This is a genomic window from Hominisplanchenecus murintestinalis (genome assembly GCF_943193015.1).
GTDB classification, from domain to species: domain Bacteria; phylum Bacillota; class Clostridia; order Lachnospirales; family Lachnospiraceae; genus Hominisplanchenecus_A; species Hominisplanchenecus_A murintestinalis.
On sequence record NZ_CALPCM010000009.1, the window covers coordinates 82,625 to 104,346 of the forward strand.

The following is a 21,722-nucleotide window of genomic DNA, read 5'->3' on the forward strand; positions in this document are numbered from 1 at the left end:
CCAGGAAAATGCGGTTATTCTTTCATCCATTTCTTGCGCTCAACAAAACGTCCCATGACAAAGGCAATAATGCCCACGCCGATACCCGTCTGCACACAGAAGAGAAGGCTTTCTACCTCGCCCGGAAGCTCGCCGCCGAGAATCTTTTCAAGAACAGGCGCCGCCCACGGTTCATAGGAAGAATCGACTTCTTCTACCACCTGGCTTCCGGCGTCGTCGGAGCCGCCAAATTCGGCGTCCTTCAGTGCAAATAATGGCACAAACGCAATTAAGAGAACGGCAATGATTGCTGCGATAACGGTTTTCTTCATTTTATTTCGCCTCCTTTATATATCCGATTGCACGAAGCTCCGGTTTTGCATAAGTTTCCAGTCCCATAACGATGATGACTGTGAGGATTCCTTCAATAATGGCAAGAGGAACCTGTGTCGGCGCAAAGACGACCAGAAATTTGCCAAGAGCCGCGCCGAACGTTGTGTCCGCATTGTGCGCCAGCGCCATCTGGCAGGCGGTTACGCAGTATGTAAACAGATCGCCGAGTGTAGCGGCAAGAAAGACGCCGGCTTTTTTATTGATGTTCATCTTTTTGCACAGAACGTAAATTCCGTAGGAAACAAAAGGTCCGGCAATCGCCATCGAAAAAGTGTTGGCTCCAATCGTGGTAAGCCCGCCGTGCGCCAGAAGGATTGCCTGGAAGAGCAGGACGATCAGGCCTAAAATGGAAACTGCGGAAGGCCCGAATAAAATCGCGCCAAGACCTGTTCCTGTCATGTGGGAGCAGCTACCTGTCACAGACGGAATTTTCAGCGAGGAAATGACGAACACGAAAGCACCGGACATAGCCAGCAGGGTAATCAGGTTTCTGTGTTCGTTTAAGGTTTTTTTAATAGATAGAAATCCTGCCGCAAGGAAAGGCAGGCAGAGCGCGCCCCATGCGATACAGAATCCTCCCGGAAGGTAGCCCTCCATAACGTGCATGGCGTTTACTTTGGGGACAATGCCGAAGGTGAGTGCGAAAACACCTGCCAAAGCGATGATTTGTTTCTGTTTTTTACTCATTTTCTTCTCCTTTCTGATTTTACAAAAATAGTTTGAATAGAACAAAAGTGTGCTTTGTATACTTTTGTTCTGCGCGCGCAGCTGCGCATCGCTTTTGTTTCATAGGAAAATATTTTTCTATGAAACAAAAAAACCTGCAGGATTTCTCCGACAGGCTATCAGAAGAACAAGAGGTTCCATCAGTTTTCCGACACGACAAAACTAATGCTATGAGCCAGCATGTTCTTACACAAGGCCATCGTTCGTAACCTGTGTAAATCGCGTGCACAGGGCAGGTCTTCTGACTCGGCATCAACGCTGCATCCCGCCTTCCCAGTTTCCCAGTGGCGTAAATGAGATGCAGCTCCGTCCATACAGCGGCGTGACCGTGTGAGCTTTTCACTCAACTTTCCTATTCTCCCGGACTTCTTTATAGAAGTGCAGGCACCCTATACATTCAATTCTTTTTTCATTGTAGCATACTTGAGGGTTTTGTCAACTGGGATTTGGCGCTCGATTCCGTATCCATAGTTGAACCCCAAAGAATTCTATGCTAAGATGGAAAAAGCAAAATCCGGGCGCAGGTAAGCGTATGGGCGCGCGGACGGAGAAACGAAAGATATGGGAGATTGAAAACGATGGGTATTTCCATGATTGGAATTGACTACAACAGGGCTTCTGTGGACATCCGGGCGGGCTTTTCCTTTACGAAAAAGAATGCGGCCACGGCTATGGAACGCCTGAAAAGCGAGCAGGGCGTCCTGGGATGTATCATTTTGTCTACCTGCAACCGGATGGAAATCTGGGCAAGCGCGCAGGAGGAGTGGCAGGGTTCCCTGTATGAGTTTCTCTGCCGGGAGAAAGAGAAAGTTCCGGGGGAATTCCGGGAGTATTTTGTACAGAGGACAGGGAAAGAGGCGGTAGAGCATCTTTTTTACCTTGCCAGCGGGCTGAAATCTCAGATTCTGGCGGAGGATCAGATTCTTACCCAGGTGAAGGACGCCCTGGCGCTTGCCAGGGAAGCTTATTGTACGGATAATGTGCTGGAGGTGCTGTTTCGCATGGCAGTGACGGCCGCAAAGAGGGTGAAAACAGAAGTAAGTTTTTCCAGGGGAAATATTTCGGTTATCCATCAGGCGCTGGATTGTCTGGAAAACCAGGGTTTTTCTCTGCGGGGAAAGACCTGTATGGTAATCGGGAACGGGGAAATGGGAAAACTGGCGGCGCTTGCACTTAAAGAAGCGGGGGCGGATGTTACCGTAACCGTGAGGCAGTACCGAAGCGGTATCGTGAGCATTCCGAAGGGCTGCGACAGGATTAACTACGGGGACAGAATGGAATTTCTGCCGAAGTGCGATCTGGCGGTCAGCGCGACGGCAAGCCCGAATTATACGTTGACGAGGCAGCTTTTGGAGGAAGAGGATATTCCGGGACATATGGTTTTGATTGATTTGGCAGTCCCCAGGGATATCGAGCCTTCTGCAGGGACGCTTCCGAATGTCACGCTCTATGATATAGACAGTTTTAAAATTAACACACTTTCTCCTAAAATGCAGGCGTCGATGGATAAAGCGGGCGTGATCCTTGCGGAACAGCAGGAGGAATTTTACAACTGGTATGACGGTCATGATTTGATTCCCAGAATCCGGGATATTAAGAAAGAAGCTGTGGAGGATCTGAACCTGCGCATTATGAAAATTCTTCGGAAAACCCCGATGGAGGACGCCGACAGGGAGAAGCTTTTAAATGCTATTGATACGGCTGCCGCAAAAGTAGTGAATAAAATGATTTTTGGACTCAGGGATTCGCTGGAACAGGAAGCGTTTAAAAACTGTGTGGAAGGACTGGAACAGCTGTATAGAGAATAAAGATAATCATGAAGGTAACTGAATCGTTAGGAATAGGGATAATAAACCGGGAAGGCGGCAGGGAGGCATCGATGAGAAAAATTGTGATTGGAAGCAGGGACAGCAGGCTGGCAGTCGTACAAAGCGAGATGGTGCGGGATTTTATTTTGGAGAAGCATCCGGATATGGAAGTGGAAATTCTGACCATGAAAACGACCGGGGATAAGATTCTGGACCGAACGCTGGATAAAATCGGGGGAAAGGGGCTTTTTGTAAAGGAGCTGGATAAGGCTCTTTTGGAGAAACATAGTGACCTTTCCGTACATAGTTTGAAGGATATGCCCATGGAAGTGCCGGAGGATCTCCCTCTTGTGGCATTTTCAAAAAGAGAGGATCCAAGAGACGTTCTGGTTCTGCCGGAGGGAGAAACGGAGCTGAATCCGGAAAAGCCGCTGGGATGTTCCAGTTTAAGAAGGACGCTGCAGCTAAAAGAACTGTATCCGGATATGGAATGCAAAAGTGTCCGGGGAAATGTGCAGACACGGCTAAGGAAACTGGAGGAGGGGCAATACGGCGCCCTGGTTCTGGCGGCGGCGGGACTGAAACGGCTGGGGCTTGCCCACAGGATTTCCCGATATTTTGAGCCGGAAGAAATGATTCCCGCCGCGGGGCAGGGGATTCTGGCGGTACAGGGCAGGGCTGGCGAGGATATTTCTTTTCTGGAGGGCTTTCAGGATGCGGACGTAGTGTGCGCGGCGCTGGCAGAGAGGGCTTTTGTAAAATATCTGGATGGGGGCTGTTCTTCTCCGGTGGCGGCACACGCAGTAGTGGAAGAGGGGACGCTTACCCTTTTGGGACTCTATTATGAAGAAGAGACCGGAAATTATAAAAAAGGCAGGGTTACCGGAAAGACAGCGGAGGCAGAGATGCTTGGCATTGCGCTTGCGCAGAGACTGCGGGAAACATGCAGAGCGAGAAAGGAGGAGCAGGCAGAATGAAAACAGGAAAAGTCTGGCTGGTGGGCGCCGGGCCGGGAGACGTCGGCCTGTTTACCTTAAAAGGGATGGAAACGCTGCAAAATGCAGAAGTAGTTGTTTATGACAGCCTGGTGGGGCATGGGGTACTTTCAAAGATTCCCGATACAGCCAGGTGTATTTATGTGGGAAAAAGGGCTTCCAATCATACGATGCCCCAGGAGCAGATTAATCAGATTCTTGTAGAGGAAGCAAAGAAAGGATACCGGGTCGTGCGGCTGAAGGGAGGAGATCCCTTCCTGTTCGGCAGGGGCGGGGAGGAACTGGAGCTTCTGGCACAAGAGAAGATTCCTTATGAAGTCGTGCCGGGAGTCACTTCGCCTATCGCTGTTCCTGCATACAATGGAATTCCGGTAACGCACCGGGATTTTACGTCGTCTTTGCATATCATTACAGGTCATAAAAGGCAGGGGCAGGCGTATGACATTAACTTTAAGGCGCTGGTACATACGGAAGGAACGCTTGTCTTTTTGATGGGCGTAACCGCCCTTGGAGATATTTGCGGTTCTCTTGTAAAAGCCGGAATGGATAAAGATATGCCGGCGGCGGTTCTGCAGAAAGGAACGACAGCCGGACAGAAAAGGATTGTGGCGACAGTATCAACGCTGGAAGAGGAGGTAAAACGCCGGGGGATTGAAACGCCTGCCATTATCGTAGTGGGAAAGGTCTGCGCCCTTGCAGAAGAGTTTGCATGGTATGAAAAGCTTCCACTGGCAGGATGGAAAGTGCTGGTGACACGTCCAAGGGATTTGATTTCTACGATGGTTTCCAAGCTTCGGCTCCTGGGCGCAGAAGTGCTGGAGCTTCCGGCTATCCGCACGGAACCTCTGGAACAGCAGGAGGCGCTGTATGATGCCCTGAGTCAGTTGGAGCGTTACCAGTGGATTGCCTTTACCAGCCCTACCGGGGTGAAGGTTTTCTTTGAGGAGATGAAAAAATCAGGTACGGACATCCGGAAGCTGGGCGGGGTGAAAATCGCCGCTATTGGAAACGGCACGAAAAAGGCGCTTCTGGAGCGCGGATTGTATGCGGATTTAGTGCCGGAAGTCTTTGACGGGGCGTCTCTTGGAAAAGCGCTGCGTGAGGCATGCCGGGAGGGAGAGCATATTCTGGTTCCAAGGGCGAAAATCGGAAATAAAGAAATTCTTGATGAACTTTCGAAAAAACCGGGACTTAAGATTTCCGATATTGCTACGTATGATACGTTTTATGAGACACAGGAAATCATTGACCAGAGAGAGGAATTTGAGGCAGGAACGATTGACTGTGCAGTGTTTACAAGCGCATCGACCGTGAAAGGATTTGTGGAAGCCACACCAGGGCTTGATTATACGAAAGTGCGTGCAGCCTGTATCGGAAAGCAGACAAAAGCCGCTGCAGACGCGTACGGCATGGAAACTTATATGGCAGAAAAAGCAACGATAGACAGTGTGCTTGAGCTGGTGATAAAGTTAAAGAAAAAGAATAAATTTTAAAGAGGGGTGTTAGAAGATGGATATGAATATCAGACCCAGGAGATTAAGGGGAAGCCAAATCCTGCGTAAGATGGTTCGGGAGACAAGGGTAGATAAAAGTTCTCTGATTTATCCTATTTTTGTAAAAGAAGGGGAAAACATTAAGGAAGAAATTCCTACGATGCCGGGACAGTACCGCTATAGCCTTGACACGTTTCCAAAGGCGCTGGAGGAACTTCTGGATGCGGGAGTCGATAAAGTGATGTTTTTTGGGATTCCCGACGATAAAGATGAGGTGGGAAGCCAGGCTTATGCGCAGGATGGAATCGTTCAGCGGGCGTTGGAAAGAGCAAGGGCAGAGATAGGAAGTGACATGTATCTGATTACTGATGTGTGCATGTGCGAATATACTTCTCACGGACACTGCGGCGTTCTGCGCGGTCATGATGTGGAGAATGACGGAACCTTAAAGCTTCTGGCAAAAACAGCGCTTTCCCATGTACAGGCAGGGGCAGATATGGTAGCGCCCTCCGATATGATGGATGGGAGGGTGCGGGCTATCCGCACGCTGCTGGATGAAACCGGACATAAAGAAACGCCGATTATGTCCTACGCGGTAAAATATGCGTCTGCTTTTTACGGGCCTTTCCGGGATGCGGCAGGTTCCGCTCCTTCATTTGGCGATAGGAAGAGCTACCAGATGGATTTCCATAACCGTAGAGAAGCGATAAAAGAAGCATTTCTGGATGTGGAAGAGGGCGCGGATATTATCATGGTCAAGCCTGCCATGTCCTATCTTGATATTGTCCGGGAAGTGAAAGAAAGGGTACAGCTTCCAGTGGCTGCTTATTCTGTAAGCGGAGAGTATGCAATGGTAAAAGCCGCAGCCAGGCTTGGGTATATTGAGGAAGACAGAATCATTTGTGAAATGGCAGCAGGCGCATACCGGGCGGGAACCGATATTTATCTTACTTATTTTGCAAAGGAAATCGCCCGTTTCATAGAGGAAGGGAGAATAGGATAATGATGAAATCAGAAGAATTGTTTGAAAGAGCTGTAAAAAGGATTCCGGGGGGAGTGAATAGCCCGGTAAGAGCTTATGGCTCTGTGGAAGAAGCGCCCCGTTTTATTCAGAGGGCTGAGGGATGTAAGGTTTTTGATGCGGACGGAAATACCTACACAGATTACATCGGTTCCTGGGGACCTATGATTCTGGGACATAACCATGAGAAAATCAGGGAGGCAGTGATTCGTGCCAGTGAAAATGGCTTAAGCTTCGGATGCGCCACAGAAAGAGAAGTGGAAATGGCGGAATTTATCTGCGAAAGGATTCCACATGTGGAGATGATCCGTATGGTAAATTCCGGTACAGAGGCAGTTATGAGCGCTATCCGTGTGGCAAGAGGCTATACAGGGAAGACGAAAATTATCAAATTTGCGGGCTGCTACCACGGGCATACGGACGCGATGCTGGTAAGCGCAGGAAGCGGCGTCATGACCAGCGGCGTGCCGGACAGCGCCGGAGTACCGAAAGGGTGCACACAGGATACGATGATTGCCGTCTACAATGATTTAAATAGTGTAAGGCAGCTTATGGAAGAGAGCAGGGACGGGGCAGCGGCGGTGATTGTCGAGCCAGTGGCCGCCAACATGGGTGTGGTTCCTCCAAAGGAGGGATTTTTGCAGGGACTTCGTGATTTGTGCGACGCTCACGGCGCGCTTTTGATTTTTGATGAGGTCATCACGGGATTTCGTTTAGGTTTCTGCGGCGCGGCAGGCTTTTATGGTGTTCGTCCGGATTTGGTCACATATGGAAAGATTATCGGGGCAGGTATGCCCGTGGGTGCATACGGCGGAAGAAAAGAGATTATGGAAATGGTAGCCCCGGCAGGAGCGGTCTATCAGGCGGGCACCCTGAGTGGGAATCCGGTTGCTATGGCGGCGGGGCTTGTTCAGCTTCGAACTCTCTGGGAGGATCAGGAGATTTATACCCGCCTGTGCCGGAAAGGGGAAATGCTGTTTGACGGCATCCGGAAAATACTCCTGAAAAAAGGAATCGAATATCAGGTTAATTCTGTGGCGTCTCTCGGATGTATGTTCTTCACGGAGCATCCCGTTACCGATTACGCCACGGCAAAACAGTCAGATACAAAAGCGTTTTCAGAGTACTTCCGGTATATGCTCAATCAGGGAATACATATGGCGCCGTCCCAGTTTGAAGCGATATTTCTGTCAGACGCGCACACAGAGGAGGAAATCGGGGAGACGCTGGATGTGATTGAGGGGTATTTTTCAGGTATATAAAAGAGTCGGTTTAAAAACGTATTCAGAAATCATGTCAATGTTCGCTTAGTGTTCTTCTTTGTCAGCGGCTTTTCATAACAGAGGAAAAGCCGCTGTAAACTTTCTTTTTGTTCACGGTGTTGTAGCACCGGACTTTATAGTAGTAGGCGCGTTTTTTCGAAGGCTTATCGGTGAAAGAAGTCTTGCCCAGTGTCTTGACTTTTTTAAACCCTCGCTTTTTGGAAGTGGAGCGGAAGACTTCATAACCTTTGACACCGGAAATTTTCGTCCATTTCACTTTTACATTCTTTTTACCGGAGGCCTTTGCAGAAATCAGGCGCGGCGCTGAAAGTGTCAGCTTGACGGATTTCGCGGAACTGTGCTTGCTGTATGCAGGCGCTCCATTTATCGTCCGGCGTGCCCGTATTTTATAGTAGTAGGAAGCGCCCGGCGTTAGTCTGGAGTTGGTGAATGTGGTCTTTGATGTAGTGGCAATTTTACGATAGCCGCTGTTCTTTTTCGTGCTGCGGTAAATTTCATATTTTTTAGCATTTTTCACGGAGCGCCATTTCAGCCGTACTTTGCTGCTGCTCACCCGCTTCAGGTAGGAAAGGGCGGGGCGCTTCAGGGTATTGGTAATCAGCTCCACTTTAGTGGCGGGTTTTGTGGTGTTTACAGTAAATGCCTTGATGCGGGCAGTTTTCCCGGAACCAAGGGAGTGGTGGTCAATCCATTCATCGTCGGTAGCGGCGGATTTGTAAAAGCTCTGGTTCTTTGAAGAGTTTGAAACGAACTGCAGCTCAGCGTTGGAGGAAGATGTCTGGTCTACAAAGTAATCGATGCTTCCTCCAGCGCTGGATTTCAGGGTAATCACTACGGAAAACGTATCCCCCTGGTTAAATACAGGCTGTTCTTTTAACGGAATCGTGTAGTAGCCGCTGTAGGTGGTAGTCCCAGTCTGGGGGGTGGAGAATACCGGGCTTCCCGAAGAAGGATTGCCGGAAGAAGGATTTTTGTATATCTGGATGCTGTAGTTCACGTTTTGGGAAAACAGAGAGAAAGAGACAGCTTTCAGCTGTTCATTCTTTCCGGAATTTGCATTTATCTTGTAAACATTGGCGATGGAAGTACCGTTCATAGCTGAAATATAGCCGGAGCCGAAAGAACCGTCATACTGGTAGTTGTGGTCGTAATTGTCAGCCCGTTCCATATCGAAAGCATAGCTCAGGTAATCGCCGCTGGTCTGCATACAGGAGGCGTCCTGATAAGAGATATACAGATATCCCTGGTCGCCGCCGGAAGTACCGTAGCTGTTTTTCACAATCCAGGCTCCGTTGATGGAAGGTTTAATTTTCCGACCCTGGAAAATTACTTCAAAGTTGTCGCGGGAATAATTGTCATCCCAGCCGACGATGCTCACGATGTGGTTCGTGGAGAAATTGGAAACCGGAAACAGGTACGCGCCGTTCTCATTTTCAAAAGTCGGATGGTAGTAAATGGAGGTGGAAACTGCCCCATATTGCATAATCAGGTTCTTAACGGAGTTCATGTCTGCAGTGTTTACGAAACGGGCATTCTGCAGATGCGCCGTATCCTGGTAAGCATATGCCGGATTGATGGAGGACGTGTTGGAATAGGGCACCAGGGATTCCGGCGCGGCTCCCAGCCACTTTGAAAGGGCGAACATGGTAAATAAATTGTTTCCTCCGGTATTAAGGAAATTTTCTCCGGTGTTGTTGCGGACGGTATCGTTTTTTGTCAGTCCCAGAGGATCGGCAGGGCACTGAAAAAAGAAATAGGTCAGGTGCATTTCGGATAAATCAATGCTGGTGTCCGCCAGTTTTTTCTTAATCAGGCTGGATTCCCCGGCGGAAAGCGTACCGAAAGCCCAGCAGGAACCCCAGGGGTCCTGGTTCTTGACCGGGGTTACCAGTCCAAGGCTGCGGGAATCATACCGGGTGGGAAGGCTGGCACGTGCCAGAGGATACTCCGCACTGTTTCTGTAGGAAGGCAGCGCCGGAAGTCCGGAAGAGGGCAGCACGGGATCTGTGGATTCAGATAACAGAGCGGCCGTCTCTTTGTCGAGGCTGTTTATGGAAGAAACAGTCTCTTCCAGTGAATGAGACTGTTTCGGCGCCGCAGGCTGTGAGGCCAGGGCGGTTCCCGGAACCGGCAGAAAAGTAAGGGCAAAAACAAGAGATATTAAAATCCGTCTTCCAAAATTTTTATGCAAATTCATAAATTACTCCTCATCTATATTAGAATCATAGAACTCACTGTTTTAGGCCTGGTTCTTTGGAAAGCGCAGGTTTAGAATTTAGAACAGCTTTTCGGGATAAATCCCGGCGTCAATTAATTTGCGCAGGGATTTTACTACATTTTCTTTATCCTCGCGGTAGGTAACACCGAACCATTTGTCGTTTGTTTCCAGCATAGTTACCTGCGCAGTTCCGTTTTTAATGAGTGAGTCCACAACAGTAGGAATCAAATATTCGGCTTTCAGCCCATCTCTGGTGATATCTGAGAGAAAATTAGAAAATCCTTTTTCCAGGATATCAAAGAGCTCAGGGGTGAAGCCCCACATGTTCATAGATACGATGCTTTTAGGATCAATAGGGGTGAAACCGCCGGTTCCGTTAGGAACCCCGGCGCCATTTTCTGTTTTGTAAATATCGTGGGTCTCTTTTACGCCCAGAAGGTGCTTTTTACTATTTACATGGCAGATTCCCCGGGTCACAGATCCATTGTCGCTTAGGGTATTGCCAAGAATAAAGCCGGCCATGCAGAAATTTAGCGCTTCGGAAACGGGCGCAGGGTTTATCAGGTAATCATGGAGTTTGACAAAGGCTTCCTTGCCATAGTAGTCATCGGCATTGATTACGATAAAAGGCTCATCTACAATATCCTTGCAGCACAGGATGGCTTGTCCGGTTCCCCAGGGCTTTGTGCGTCCTTCGGGAACAGTAAAGCCTGCCGGAAGATCGTCAAGTTCTTGGTAAGTATAAACCACATTTGCGATTTTCTCAATGCGGTTTCCGATGACTTCTTTGAAATCTTTTTCCAGGCTGCGCCGGATAATAAATACAATCTTATTAAAGCCGGCCGCTAATGCGTCATAAATGGAATAATCCATAATAATCTCGCCGTTGGGGCCGAAAGGCTCAAGCTGCTTAATGCCGCTGCCAAAACGGCTTCCGAGTCCGGCAGCCATAATCACCAAGGTCGTGTTTTTCATAAATAAAATTCTCCTTGTACGTGTTTTGATACTTCATAGTATAACACAGAATATAAATATGTGACAACAAAAGAATCCACGCCATTTTCTTTTGAAGAATGGCGTGGAACTATCAAAAATCTTTTCGTGGAGAAATACTTTTCAGGAAGTTTTTACTTCATTATAAATGTTTCCAAAATAGTATCAATATCCTCCCGTATTTTGTAGTAAAGGTTTGTGTTTTCTTCATTGTCCATATCAAACTGAACATCTGTAGGAAAAGCGGCGATATAATAAATGCCGTCTTTTTCGCCAAGGAAAAGGTATTCCGGAAACTCTATATAAAAAGTTTCTGCAGAGAATGGCAGGGGTTCAGGGGACACCGGTTTGTCATTGGAATGATTGGAAGGTTTCCCGGATATACTTAAAAATATCAATATAAGGATGACAAGAAGCCTGTTATGCCTATTGACAAAGCAAAAGAATGACCATATATTTACAAGGAGAAATATATCAATAAAAAGTTTTCCCAAACTAAAATCAGGAGGTTGGAAAGGTGAAAAAACGAATTATTTCAATTGCTTTAGCACTTTGTTTATGTGTTTCTTCCCAGTCAGTGGTACATGCACGGCAGGAAGAACCTTTGCGGCATGCGGATGTTCTTGCGGAACAATCTATATCCGGGCCGGCAGCCCGTGATAATACGCTTCCTGTCCCGACGGAAGTCTATGAGGCTATGATTGCATTGAAGGAGCGGGATGGGTATAGGGAGGGGACAACTTGGACCGACGATGAGCCTTATTCGGATTCGAAGGGATATTACTGTTGGAAAGGCGGAACTCTTGATGGGCATAATATCAGTGCCGTAGGCTGCGTAGCTTTTGCTTTTATACTCAGCGATGAGGCGTTTGGCAGTCTGCCGGCCAGGATGTACGAAGCAGGTAAGTTTACATTTGAAGATATAAAAGTCGGAGATATCCTGAGGGTAAACAACGATACCCATACCGTGATCGTGCTTGAAGTGAACGATGCAGGCGTCATTGTTGCCGAAGGAAACATCGGTATCGGAGACCATAAAGGTAAAGTTCATTGGGGACGGGCGATATCTAAGGAAGAAGTGATGAGCAATACAAGCCATTATATCACTCGCTATCCGGAAGGATATGTCCCGCCGAATGATCCGGAAGCGAACGTATCAATTGCAGCAGGAACTCTTGACGGAGGGCTTAGCTGGAATCTCACAAAGGCGGGGACATTAACCATTTCCGGCAAAGGGGCTATGCCGGATTTCAGCAGTACCGAAGAACAGCCGTGGAGCGGTAACAGCAGCCGAATCAGGAAGGTCATTATCGGGAATGGTGTTACCAGTATCGGTTCCTGCGCTTTTTGGAATTGCGGGGTTCTTAGCGGAGAGATTTCTCCCAGTGTGACAATCATTGGCAACAGCGCATTCCGAGGTTCTTCGCTTATTTCCCTAACCATTCCTTCCAGTGTGAAAACCATCGGTGACAGTGCATTCCGCGAATGTTCGAACCTTAGTTCAGTGACCGTTTCAGAAGGAGTGGAAACAATTAGCCAAAATGCGTTCCTCGCATGCACAAGCCTTACCTCTATAGACTTACCCGGCAGTATTGGGGAAGTGGGCACCGCCGCATTTTTTCAATGTCAGGCAATGACAAGTGCGGTATTTGCTCCTGGCAGCAAGCAGGTAAAGCTAGGAGACAATATGTTTACGCAATGCTATTATCTGATGCGTGTAACATTGCCAAAAAAAATAGAACGTATTAGTGAAGGGATGTTTCAGAATTGCCAGATGCTTGTCGGAGTGGAAATTCCCCAAGGTGCGGAAAGTATAGGAGCATCAGCCTTTGCGTCGTGCTACAGATTTACCACTGTCGCAATTCCGGACAGCGTAACATCAATAGCGACGGCTGCATTTTCATCGTGTTCTCTGAGTGATATATACTATATGGGCACTGAAGCGCAGTGGAATAGTATAAGTAAATCAGGCGATATAGCAGCGGCAGTGTCAAAAGCGACAATGCATTATAACTACGTCCCACCCACCGGTTCCGATCCCGATGATGGTGATGACAACAATGGTGATAACTCGGGGAATGGAGATAACTCAGGAAGCGGAGATAACTCAGGGAGTGGCGACAACTCGGGGAACGGAGATAACTCAGGAAGCGGCGACAACTCGGGGAACGGCGATAACTCGGGGAACGGCGACAATTCAGGGAATGGTGATAACTCGGGGAACGGAGATAACTCAGGAAGTGGTGATAACTTAGGAAGCGGTGGTAACTCAGGGAATGGTAATAATCCGGGAAGCGGCGACAATTCAGGAGGCGGAGGCAGACCGGGTACCGGTGAAAGCCAGGCACCGTTTGCAAAAGGCAAAACCTTTACGGTTAGCGGAGTTACTTATAAAGTAACAAAAGTCGGCGAAGAAGTGGAACTGACAGCGGCAAAATCCAAGGCGAAAAAGGTTACGGTCAATACAGTCACGGGTACGGACGGTGTAAAGTATAAAGTAAGCTCCATTGGGGCAAAGGCAATGCAGAACAATAAGGATTTGACGAACCTGACCATTGGAACAAATGTAAAGACGATCGGAGCAAGCGCATTCAAAGGATGTGTTGCATTAAAGAAGACGCTTATCCTGCCGGACAGCGTAAAGACAATCGGAACAAGTGCATTTTCGGGCTGCAATAAGATTACGGCAGTTACTATCGGTAAGACATCAAAATCAAGACTGACAACAATCGGAAAGAGCGCATTTAATGGGTGTAAGAAACTTGGTAAAGTAACGATCAAGTCAACAAAGCTTGGTTCCATAGGTAAACAGGCATTTAAAGGCAGCAAATCTAGCCTGAAGGTGAAAGTACCGCCCAAGCAGTTGAAAAAGTATCAGAAAATACTGAAAAAAGCAGGGGTGAAAGTCAAACAGGTAATAAAATAATCGTTTCCACTGAAAAAATAAACAGTGTTTTGCGGGCCGCTGTCCAAAAAGAGATTGCTATTTCGAGGATGCTATAATATAATAGCTCTCAGGACAAAGGAGTTTTCAGGAATTTCTTTGTCATGTTTTTTGTGGACTGCTATGTGTATGGATGAAACGGGGTGGATATTATGAGAGATGAATCAATGATGGAACTGGGAGCTGAGCTGGACGAAAAATTTGCCGGGCTTGTGAAAAATTGTATGGTATCCGGGAGTATCGACCAGGGGCTATATGTAAAATATGATGTAAAGCGGGGACTGCGTGATTCTGACGGAAGAGGCGTGCTGACAGGGCTCACGGAGGTTTCCGATGTGGTTGCCATGGAAGAGGATGGGGCAGGCGTAAGAACTCCGATTGACGGAAAACTGTATTTTCAGGGCTATGATGTGGAAAAAATGATAAACGGGAACAAGAAGAAGCGTTTCTTGTTTGAAGAGGCGACTTATTTGCTTTTGTTCGGGGAACTGCCGGGGGCGGAAGAACTGGAGAGCTTTATTAAAATCCTGGGAAGCTTAAGGGAGCTTTCCGGGCATTTTGTAAGGGATGTGATTATGAAATCCCCGCCGGAAAACCTGATGAATGCATTGCAGAAATGCATTGTGCTTCTGTACTCGTACGATGAAAATCCAGACGATGTTTCCGTGCCGAATGTGCTTCGTCAGTCTTTGCAGCTGATAGCCAAGATGCCGATGATGGCGGTTTATTCCTATTATGCGTACAGGCATTTCCAATTAAATAAGACACTGGTGGTAAGACCGCCGAAGAAAGAGCTTTCCACTGCTGAAAATATTTTGTATATGCTGCGAAAAGACAGACAGTATACAGAGCTGGAGGCATGTGTGCTGGATATAGCATTAGTACTTCATGCAGAGCATGGCGGGGGAAATAACAGTACGTTTACAAATCATGTGGTGACTTCCTCAGGAACAGATACTTATTCGGCAGTCGCCGCGTCTATGGCGTCTTTGAAAGGTCCCAAACATGGGGGCGCGAATCTAAAGGTCATGCAGATGTTTGCGGATTTAAAAGCAAATTGCGCAGATTATGCAGATGAAGGGAAACTGACAGAATACCTTCAGAAAATCCTGGACAGAGAGGCCTTTGACAGAGCGGGCCTAATCTATGGAATGGGACACGCAGTCTATACGAATTCAGACCCCAGGGAAGTCATGCTGAAAAAATATGCCTACAGGCTTGCGCAGGAGAAGGGGATGGAAGAGGAGTTCAGGCTTTATGATACTGTAGAACGGATTGCGGCAAAACTTATTGCCCAGAAAAGACATTTGTTTAAGCCTATTTGCGCCAATGTGGATTTTTACAGCGGGCTTGTGTACACTATGCTGGATATTCCGATGGAACTGTTTACGCCGATTTTTGCGATTGCCAGGATTTCAGGATGGAGCGCACACCGTTTGGAAGAGCTGGTGAACCGCGGAAAGATTATCCGCCCCGCTTATAAATATGTGGGTGTACATAAAGATTATCACGAAATATCGGAGCGATAGCAGGAGTTTATAAGTAGCTGAACAGCCGGAAGAAACTGTCTTGAAGTATCAGTAGTTCTTTGCTATACTACGGTTATCTGGCAAAAAGATGGAAATGATTTACAGGAGTGTCCTATGCTTAAAAATTTAGTGACAGAGCGGAAGCTAATCCGGACTCTGGCGAAGAATGATTTCAAAACAAAATTTGCGGGTTCCTATCTGGGAATTGTGTGGGCGCTGGTGCAGCCGATTGTGACGGTGCTGGTGTACTGGTTTGTATTCCAGGTAGGTTTAAAGCAGACGGATACAAGTGCGTATCATGGGTATCCTTTTATCTTGTGGATGCTGGCGGGGCTGGTGCCTTGGTTTTATTTTCAGGAAGCGATGACCGGAGGTACGAATGTGCTGATGGAATACAGCTACCTGGTGAAAAAAGTAGTATTCAAAATCGAAATTCTTCCGATGGTAAAAGCAGTTTCGGCATTGTTTATCCATACATTTTTTGTATGTGTGGCGGTAGTCTTGTATAGTTGTTACGGGAAGTTTCCCGGTGTGTACGGGCTGCAGATTCTATATTATTCATTCTGTATGTTTGTGCTGGTATCGGGAATTTGCTATGCCGCCAGTGCAGTTGCCGTATTTTTCCGGGATTTGCTTCAGATTGTCAATATCATTTTGCAGGTAGGCGTATGGGCAACGCCGATTATGTGGGATTTACAGTCAATTGGCCTGCCGGGAATTGTAGCGAAGATTTTTAAATTAAATCCAATGTATTATATTGTTTATGGATATAGGGATGCGTTGATCAATAAGGTCTGGTTCTGGGAGCGTCCGGGACTGACATTATATTTCTGGGGCTTTACGGTTCTGATGTTTTTGATTGGGACGAGGATTTTTAGGCGGCTGCGGATACACTTTGCAGATGTGTTGTAAGCAGTGAAGCGGCGGCCTGCTGTTTAGGAAAGCAAAACCAGCGGGAAGGAAAGGAACATGAGTGAGACGGCAATTCGGGTGGCGGACGTTACCAAGATTTATAAATTGTATGATAATCCGAAAGACAGGCTGAAGGAGTCTCTAGGTCTGACGAGAAAAAAATGCTATCAGGAACATTATGCGCTGAACCACATCAATTTCGAGGTGAAGAAAGGCGAGACGGTAGGCATTATCGGGACGAATGGTTCCGGCAAGTCCACGATGTTGAAGCTGATTACCGGGGTGCTTACCCCAAGCAGCGGGGAAATTCAGGTGGACGGAAGGATTTCGGCGCTCCTGGAGCTTGGCGCTGGCTTCAATATGGAATATACCGGGATTGAAAATATTTATCTGAACGGCACGATGATTGGATTCTCCAGGAATGAGATTGACGAGAAAATGCAGGAGATTCTGGATTTTGCAGATATCGGAGAGTTTGTGCATCAGCCGGTGAAGTCTTATTCCAGCGGCATGTTCGTGCGGCTGGCGTTTGCAGTTGCAATTAACATTAACCCGGAAATCCTGATTGTAGACGAGGCGCTGTCGGTGGGGGATGTGTTTTTTCAGGCAAAATGCTACCGGAAGTTTGAAGAATTCAAGCAGCAGGGGAAAACGATACTTTTCGTGAGCCATGATTTGGGCAGCATTACCAAGTACTGCGACAGGGCAATCCTGTTGAACAAGGGAGAGAAAATTTTTGAAGGAACTCCCAAAGAGACAGTGGATATTTATAAGAAGGTGCTGGTAAATCAGTTTGAACCGTCAGAACTGGAGACAGACGAGGACGCGAATGATATTACAAAGTTTTCGAAAGATAAGGATTGGAAAAAATCGATCCAGGTAAACCCGGAGCTGATTGAATATGGGGAGAAGAGTGCGGAAATCATAGACTATGCGCTGTTGGATGAGAACGGGCTGATTACAAATACGTTTATGAAGGGTACGGTTTTTTCCGTGCGGATGAAAATTCAGGCTCATAAAGAAGTGAAGGAGCCGATTTTTGCCTTTACGATAAAGAACCTGCAGGGAATTGAACTGACCGGGACAAATACAACCTATGAGAAAGTCCAGGTTCCGCCGATGGAGCCGGGAGATATCCGGGAAGTGACATTTACTCAGCGTCTGGATCTGCAGGGAGGGGAATATCTGGTTTCCCTGGGGTGCACCGGTTATCAGGACGGAGACTTCCAGGTGTTCCACAGGCTCTATGATGTATGCAGCCTGACCGTGATTTCCGATAAAAATACGGTGGGGTATTACGATATGAATTCAGAAGTTTCATTACGGTAAGAGGAGTGGTTATGGCAAAGTTAAATTTAGAGTATTACAGCGGTGAAAACCATTATTCAGATGGAGATATTGAAGACGAAATTTTGAAAATTGCGAAGGAAGGAAAGAAGCTTTCTGAGCTGGGACAGGTGGAATTTCCCATTCTTTACCATCTGTCAGAGGTGCGTGAAAATATTCTGAACTGGTATCCCTTCCGAAAAGACGGGACATGCCTGGAAATCGGGAGCGGCTGCGGGGCGCTTACCGGGCTTCTCTGCGAGAGGGTAAGAAAGGTGACTTCTGTGGAACTGTCCAAACGGCGGGCAGACATTAATTTTGCCAGGAATCACGAAAAAGAAAATCTGGAAATTATGGTGGGAAATCAAAATGATATGGTTTTTCCTGAGAAATTTGATTACATTGTCCTGAATGGGGTGTTTGAGTACGCCATGAGTTTTACGGCGGGAGAGAAACCTTATAAGGACTTTTTGTCTTATATTGCGGGATTTCTGAAAGAGGATGGAATTCTGCTGATTGCCATCGAAAACCGTCTGGGACTGAAATACTTTGCAGGCGCCCCGGAGGATCATACGAATGCATATATGGATGGGCTGAAGGGCTATCCGGGCAATGAGTCGGTGCGGACGTTTTCAAAAAGCGAGTGGGTGGAATTGATGTATACCTGCGGGCTGAAGCATTACAAATTTTATTACCCATATCCGGACTATAAATTTCCATGCGAGGTATTTACGGACGAAACGCTGGTGAGCCAGAAATACGGCAGAAAAAATTGGAATTTTACGGAAAACCGTTTTGAGCTTTTTCCGGAGCAGGAAATGGCGGAGACGTTTCGGAAAGAAGGCGTTATGGATAGGTTCGCCAATTCGTTCTTGATTGAGATGAGCAAACGGCCGATTCAGAGGGAAACAGAGGTTCTTTATGCAAAAATGAACCGCGACAGGGCGGATGCTTTTGCCATTGCCACAAAAATTGAGCGGGCAGGCGGCAGAATGAGGGTGACGAAAAGTGCGCTGACAGAACAGGCAAAGGCGCACCTGGAGAGGATGCATGGAAACGAGGAAAGAAAGGAAAGTTCCCTAAAGCTTCTGGAAGGTGCATATCAGCCGGGAAATCTCACATATCCGTACCTTACCGGAAACAGCCTGGGGTATGAGGCAAACATGGCGATTCAGAACCGCCAGCCGGGGCATGTGAAAAAACTGGTGCGTGAAGTATACGATTTCTGCGTTACAGACCGGACGGAGGTATCGGAGAAAGAGACGGAGGCGTTCTCAGCCGTTTTTGGAAGCCGGAAAGGGGCGGGGGATTATACGTATGTCTGCCCTGCAAACATTGATTTGATTCTGGATAACATTTTCCGGGACGGAGGGTCTGTGTCTGTGATAGATGGAGAGTGGACGTTTGATTTTCCGGTTCCGGCAGAGTTTATTATCTGGAGGACGATAAACGAGATTTATACCAATGCGGCGTGGTTTGAGGAGCAGCTTCCCAGAAAGGAATTTTTAAAAGAATATGGGATTGAAGAAGAGGACGCGGAATTATTCCACGCCTGGGCGGAGCATTTTGAAAAGGAATATGTAAAAGCCAACAGGCTGGCAGATTATGCGGTGCCGGAGGTGGGCGTGAACCTGGAGGAAATCCGGAGGCGGCGTATCCAAGAGGTGTGGATGGACAGTACGCTTTATGTGGACACGGGAAATGGATTTTCTGAGGAAGAGACGGTAAAAGTAAAGACAAAGCTTGCGGATGGAAAGCTGGAGCTTACGCTGCGGCTGCCTCAGGGGAAAAAGATCCGTGCGCTGCGATTTGACCCGCTGGAGGGAAGGCCGTGCGTCTGTGAGCTGTGCGCGGACGGGGCGTGTCTGACGCCTGTAAATGCGGCAGAGCAGAGAGATAGACGTGCGGTGTTCCTTACCACAGACCCGGCGTATCGCGTGGAAATCACAGGAGATTTGCCCCAGGTATTGAAGATATCCGGTGCGGTAGAGGTGAAGGATAAGGACTGGGCGTTACAGGAGTATCAGCGGAGAGGTGGAAACACAGGGCGCCGATGGAAGTTTTGGAAGTAGAAACAATTCAAATAAAAATCTATCCTTTTGGCCAGTTTACTTTTTTGGTCTCAGTTATATATAATATTATAAAATTTAAGAAAAAGTAAAATTTTTAGGAAAAGAGGATAAACGTTTAAATGAAGAACGGAAATTTATGCAAAGGCAAACTGGAGATTCTGTGCTCAAAAATAATGCAGATAGGAGAAAAATTCGCTGTTTTTTCGCTTGTATTCTGTCTGTTTGCGTCAAATATGCCGTATGGAACAGCGTTGGAAGTACATGCGGAGGGGGGGATGCTTACAGAAAACGTGGAGATAGATGGCGTTGTCTATAAGGAAATTGAACCGGGAAAAATGCAGCTTGTGGAATGGAAAAATGAGATTCAGGTGAACGAAGAAATTAGAATCCCGGAAACTGTCACATATGGCGGGAAGGATTACACGGTAGCCTCAATTGGGGATTCTGTGTTTGCATATCAATATTTGGGGAAGGTTACGTTTCCGGATACGATTGAAAGCATTGGCCAGGAGGCGTTTAGAGCCTGTGGCACTCTGCAGATGGCAGAATTAACATTGCCTCCGAACTTAAAGGAAATTGGGAACAGCGCTTTCTGGTGTTCCCAGATAAAAGGAGAATTGGAAATACCGGATTCTGTATCTCGGATAGGGGATCAGGCTTTTCGTGAAACGCAGATATCCAGCGTGGTCATTTCAAATCCGAATATTGCTTATGGCAGTTCGGTGTTTGCTTACAACGCAAACCTGGCCAGTATACAATTACCGGAAGGGATGGCTTCCTTAGGAGGGGGGTATTTTCTTTGGGGCTGCAGGAGCCTTGCGCAAATTGATATACCGGAAAGCGTTACTTCTATACCGGAAGCAGCATTGAGAGAGTGTACCCAATTGACAGAGATTCAGATTCCGGTTTCGGTAAATAAGATTGGGTCTTCAGCGTTTTTCGGATGTACAGGCGTGAGAGAGATCGTGATACCGGAAGGAGTGACGGAAATACCCATATGGATGTTACGTAACTGCAGCGAAGAATTGTGCGTTACACTGCCGGACAGTATTACATTTATCCATAATGGGGCGTTTTGGGATACCAATGCGGAGAAGGAAAAATACAGTCAGTCGGTTACCGTTAAATGTACCAGCAGGGTAGTAGCGGCTCGTATGGCCGGCATTGGACATAAAAATATCCTGCTAAATGATGAGAGGTATGAGCAAGCGGCGTTTAATAAAGATGGATATACATATACGGTTACAGATAATGAAAACAAATATGTCCAATTGGACACATGGGAAGGAACACGGCCTTCTGGAGAAGTTACCATTCCGGAGACAATAGCATGGGAGGGAAATGAGTATACTGTTAAAACAATTGGAGAAAATGCATTTGAATGGTGTTCTGATATAACAAGAATAACGCTTCCGGATACGCTTGCCGGAATGGGGACGCGTGCTTTCTGGAACTGTAAAAAGCTTGAATCCATCAATCTGCCAGACGGCATAACACGCATTGAGCAGATGACATTTTATAACTGCCCGCTTTTGACGGACCTGACGCTTCCCGGGGAGCTGAAATACATTGGAGTTTATGCATTTGGAAAATGCGCAGGTTTGCAGAAAATTGTGATTCCGGGGAGCTGCAGCATTGATACAGGGGCGTTTGATAATTGTACTGGTATCACAGAGGTTACGCTGTGTGAAGGGATCGCAGAAATGGGGAGTAATATATTTTGCAATTGTACCAGTATAAAAGAAATCCGGTTGCCGGATTCCATGCGAAAAATCGGCGGCTATGCGTTTCAGGATTGTACGGAACTTGAGGAAATTACGCTAAATCGGGGCCTGACGGAGATTGGCGTCGGAATTTTCAAGGGATGCGGCAAGCTGACGGGGACAATGATTCTTCCGGATTCCGTCACAACAATCCGGCAGGATGCATTTGTAGACAGCAGCCTGTCAGGCATTCATGTGGGCGGCGGGCTGACAATCCTGGAAAGCGGGGCGTTTCCAGATAGCATCCGTTTGACGACAAATAGTCCA

General features: G+C 47.3%; 15 protein-coding genes and 1 riboswitch. Of the genes, 11 read left to right on the forward strand and 4 right to left on the reverse strand.

Going from position 1 to position 21,722, the window contains the following annotated elements; all coding sequences use genetic code 11:
• Positions 1-14 precede the first annotated feature (14 nt).
• Both NFR99_RS05550 and NFR99_RS05555 read right to left on the reverse strand, forming a co-directional pair.
• Positions 15-311 (reverse strand): energy-coupling factor ABC transporter substrate-binding protein, encoded by a 297-nt coding sequence (locus NFR99_RS05550; RefSeq protein ID WP_251353155.1) that lies wholly within the window; start codon positions 309-311, stop codon positions 15-17.
• 1 nt (position 312) lies between these two features.
• Positions 313-1,059: an energy-coupling factor ABC transporter permease gene (locus tag NFR99_RS05555; RefSeq protein ID WP_135975756.1), complete on the reverse strand. Its 747-nt coding sequence runs from the start codon at positions 1,057-1,059 to the stop codon at positions 313-315.
• A 253-nt stretch (positions 1,060-1,312) separates the two neighbouring features.
• Positions 1,313-1,505: riboswitch (cobalamin riboswitch) on the reverse strand.
• 171 nt (positions 1,506-1,676) lie between these two features.
• Here NFR99_RS05555 and hemA point away from each other — a divergent pair.
• The 5 genes from hemA to hemL all read left to right on the forward strand — a co-directional run bounded on the left by hemA (position 1,677) and on the right by hemL (position 7,677).
• Complete coding sequence (hemA, locus tag NFR99_RS05560) at positions 1,677-2,906, forward strand: glutamyl-tRNA reductase (RefSeq protein WP_251353157.1); 1,230 nt, start codon at positions 1,677-1,679, stop codon at positions 2,904-2,906.
• 71 nt (positions 2,907-2,977) lie between these two features.
• On the forward strand, positions 2,978-3,883 hold the full coding sequence (gene hemC / locus NFR99_RS05565; RefSeq protein WP_251353160.1) for a hydroxymethylbilane synthase: 906 nt from the start codon (positions 2,978-2,980) through the stop codon (positions 3,881-3,883).
• Positions 3,880-5,394 carry a uroporphyrinogen-III C-methyltransferase gene (cobA, locus tag NFR99_RS05570; protein ID WP_251353161.1) on the forward strand — a complete coding sequence of 505 codons (1,515 nt, stop codon included), beginning with the start codon at positions 3,880-3,882 and terminating at the stop codon, positions 5,392-5,394. The genes hemC and cobA overlap by 4 nt, the downstream gene beginning before the upstream one ends.
• A 16-nt stretch (positions 5,395-5,410) precedes the next feature.
• Positions 5,411-6,397, forward strand: coding sequence for a porphobilinogen synthase (gene hemB, locus NFR99_RS05575; protein ID WP_199735686.1), 987 nt, complete (start codon positions 5,411-5,413; stop codon positions 6,395-6,397).
• Positions 6,397-7,677 (forward strand): glutamate-1-semialdehyde 2,1-aminomutase, encoded by a 1,281-nt coding sequence (gene hemL, locus NFR99_RS05580; RefSeq protein WP_251353163.1) that lies wholly within the window; start codon positions 6,397-6,399, stop codon positions 7,675-7,677. Before hemB ends, hemL begins: the two co-directional genes overlap by 1 nt.
• Positions 7,678-7,738: 61 nt before the next feature.
• Here hemL and NFR99_RS05585 read toward each other — a convergent pair whose 3' ends face one another.
• Together NFR99_RS05585 and NFR99_RS05590 are read right to left on the reverse strand one after the other, a co-directional pair.
• Positions 7,739-9,895 carry a lectin like domain-containing protein gene (locus NFR99_RS05585; protein ID WP_251353164.1) on the reverse strand — a complete coding sequence of 719 codons (2,157 nt, stop codon included), beginning with the start codon at positions 9,893-9,895 and terminating at the stop codon, positions 7,739-7,741.
• Positions 9,896-9,973: 78 nt separating this feature from the next.
• Entirely contained in the window at positions 9,974-10,891 is a 918-nt protein-coding gene (locus NFR99_RS05590) for a nucleotidyltransferase family protein (protein WP_251353165.1), read from the reverse strand.
• 535 nt (positions 10,892-11,426) lie between these two features.
• On the opposite strand from NFR99_RS05590, the gene NFR99_RS05595 reads away from it, so the two are divergent.
• The 6 genes from NFR99_RS05595 to NFR99_RS05620 all read left to right on the forward strand — a co-directional run.
• Complete coding sequence (locus NFR99_RS05595) at positions 11,427-13,835, forward strand: leucine-rich repeat protein (RefSeq protein ID WP_251353166.1); 2,409 nt, start codon at positions 11,427-11,429, stop codon at positions 13,833-13,835.
• 170 nt (positions 13,836-14,005) lie between these two features.
• Positions 14,006-15,382 carry a citrate/2-methylcitrate synthase gene (locus tag NFR99_RS05600; protein ID WP_243126614.1) on the forward strand — a complete coding sequence of 459 codons (1,377 nt, stop codon included), beginning with the start codon at positions 14,006-14,008 and terminating at the stop codon, positions 15,380-15,382.
• 114 nt (positions 15,383-15,496) lie between these two features.
• Positions 15,497-16,294 (forward strand): ABC transporter permease, encoded by a 798-nt coding sequence (locus NFR99_RS05605; RefSeq protein ID WP_120483598.1) that lies wholly within the window; start codon positions 15,497-15,499, stop codon positions 16,292-16,294.
• Between the two features lie 57 nt (positions 16,295-16,351).
• Entirely contained in the window at positions 16,352-17,623 is a 1,272-nt protein-coding gene (locus NFR99_RS05610) for an ABC transporter ATP-binding protein (protein ID WP_251353167.1), read from the forward strand.
• 11 nt (positions 17,624-17,634) lie between these two features.
• Positions 17,635-19,692, forward strand: coding sequence for an SAM-dependent methyltransferase (locus NFR99_RS05615; RefSeq protein ID WP_251353168.1), 2,058 nt, complete (start codon positions 17,635-17,637; stop codon positions 19,690-19,692).
• 119 nt (positions 19,693-19,811) lie between these two features.
• On the forward strand, positions 19,812-21,722 hold a 1,911-nt coding region (locus tag NFR99_RS05620; RefSeq protein ID WP_251353169.1), incomplete at its 3' end, for a leucine-rich repeat domain-containing protein.

Coding starts and splice junctions, on each gene's coding strand:
- NFR99_RS05550 (WP_251353155.1), bottom strand. CDS start 311: ATGAAGAAAACCGTTATCGCAGCAATCATTGCCGTTCTCTTAATTGCG.
- NFR99_RS05555 (WP_135975756.1), bottom strand. CDS start 1,059: ATGAGTAAAAAACAGAAACAAATCATCGCTTTGGCAGGTGTTTTCGCA.
- hemA (WP_251353157.1), top strand. CDS start 1,677: ATGGGTATTTCCATGATTGGAATTGACTACAACAGGGCTTCTGTGGAC.
- hemC (WP_251353160.1), top strand. CDS start 2,978: ATGAGAAAAATTGTGATTGGAAGCAGGGACAGCAGGCTGGCAGTCGTA.
- cobA (WP_251353161.1), top strand. CDS start 3,880: ATGAAAACAGGAAAAGTCTGGCTGGTGGGCGCCGGGCCGGGAGACGTC.
- hemB (WP_199735686.1), top strand. CDS start 5,411: ATGGATATGAATATCAGACCCAGGAGATTAAGGGGAAGCCAAATCCTG.
- hemL (WP_251353163.1), top strand. CDS start 6,397: ATGATGAAATCAGAAGAATTGTTTGAAAGAGCTGTAAAAAGGATTCCG.
- NFR99_RS05585 (WP_251353164.1), bottom strand. CDS start 9,895: ATGAATTTGCATAAAAATTTTGGAAGACGGATTTTAATATCTCTTGTT.
- NFR99_RS05590 (WP_251353165.1), bottom strand. CDS start 10,891: ATGAAAAACACGACCTTGGTGATTATGGCTGCCGGACTCGGAAGCCGT.
- NFR99_RS05600 (WP_243126614.1), top strand. CDS start 14,006: ATGAGAGATGAATCAATGATGGAACTGGGAGCTGAGCTGGACGAAAAA.
- NFR99_RS05605 (WP_120483598.1), top strand. CDS start 15,497: ATGCTTAAAAATTTAGTGACAGAGCGGAAGCTAATCCGGACTCTGGCG.
- NFR99_RS05610 (WP_251353167.1), top strand. CDS start 16,352: ATGAGTGAGACGGCAATTCGGGTGGCGGACGTTACCAAGATTTATAAA.
- NFR99_RS05615 (WP_251353168.1), top strand. CDS start 17,635: ATGGCAAAGTTAAATTTAGAGTATTACAGCGGTGAAAACCATTATTCA.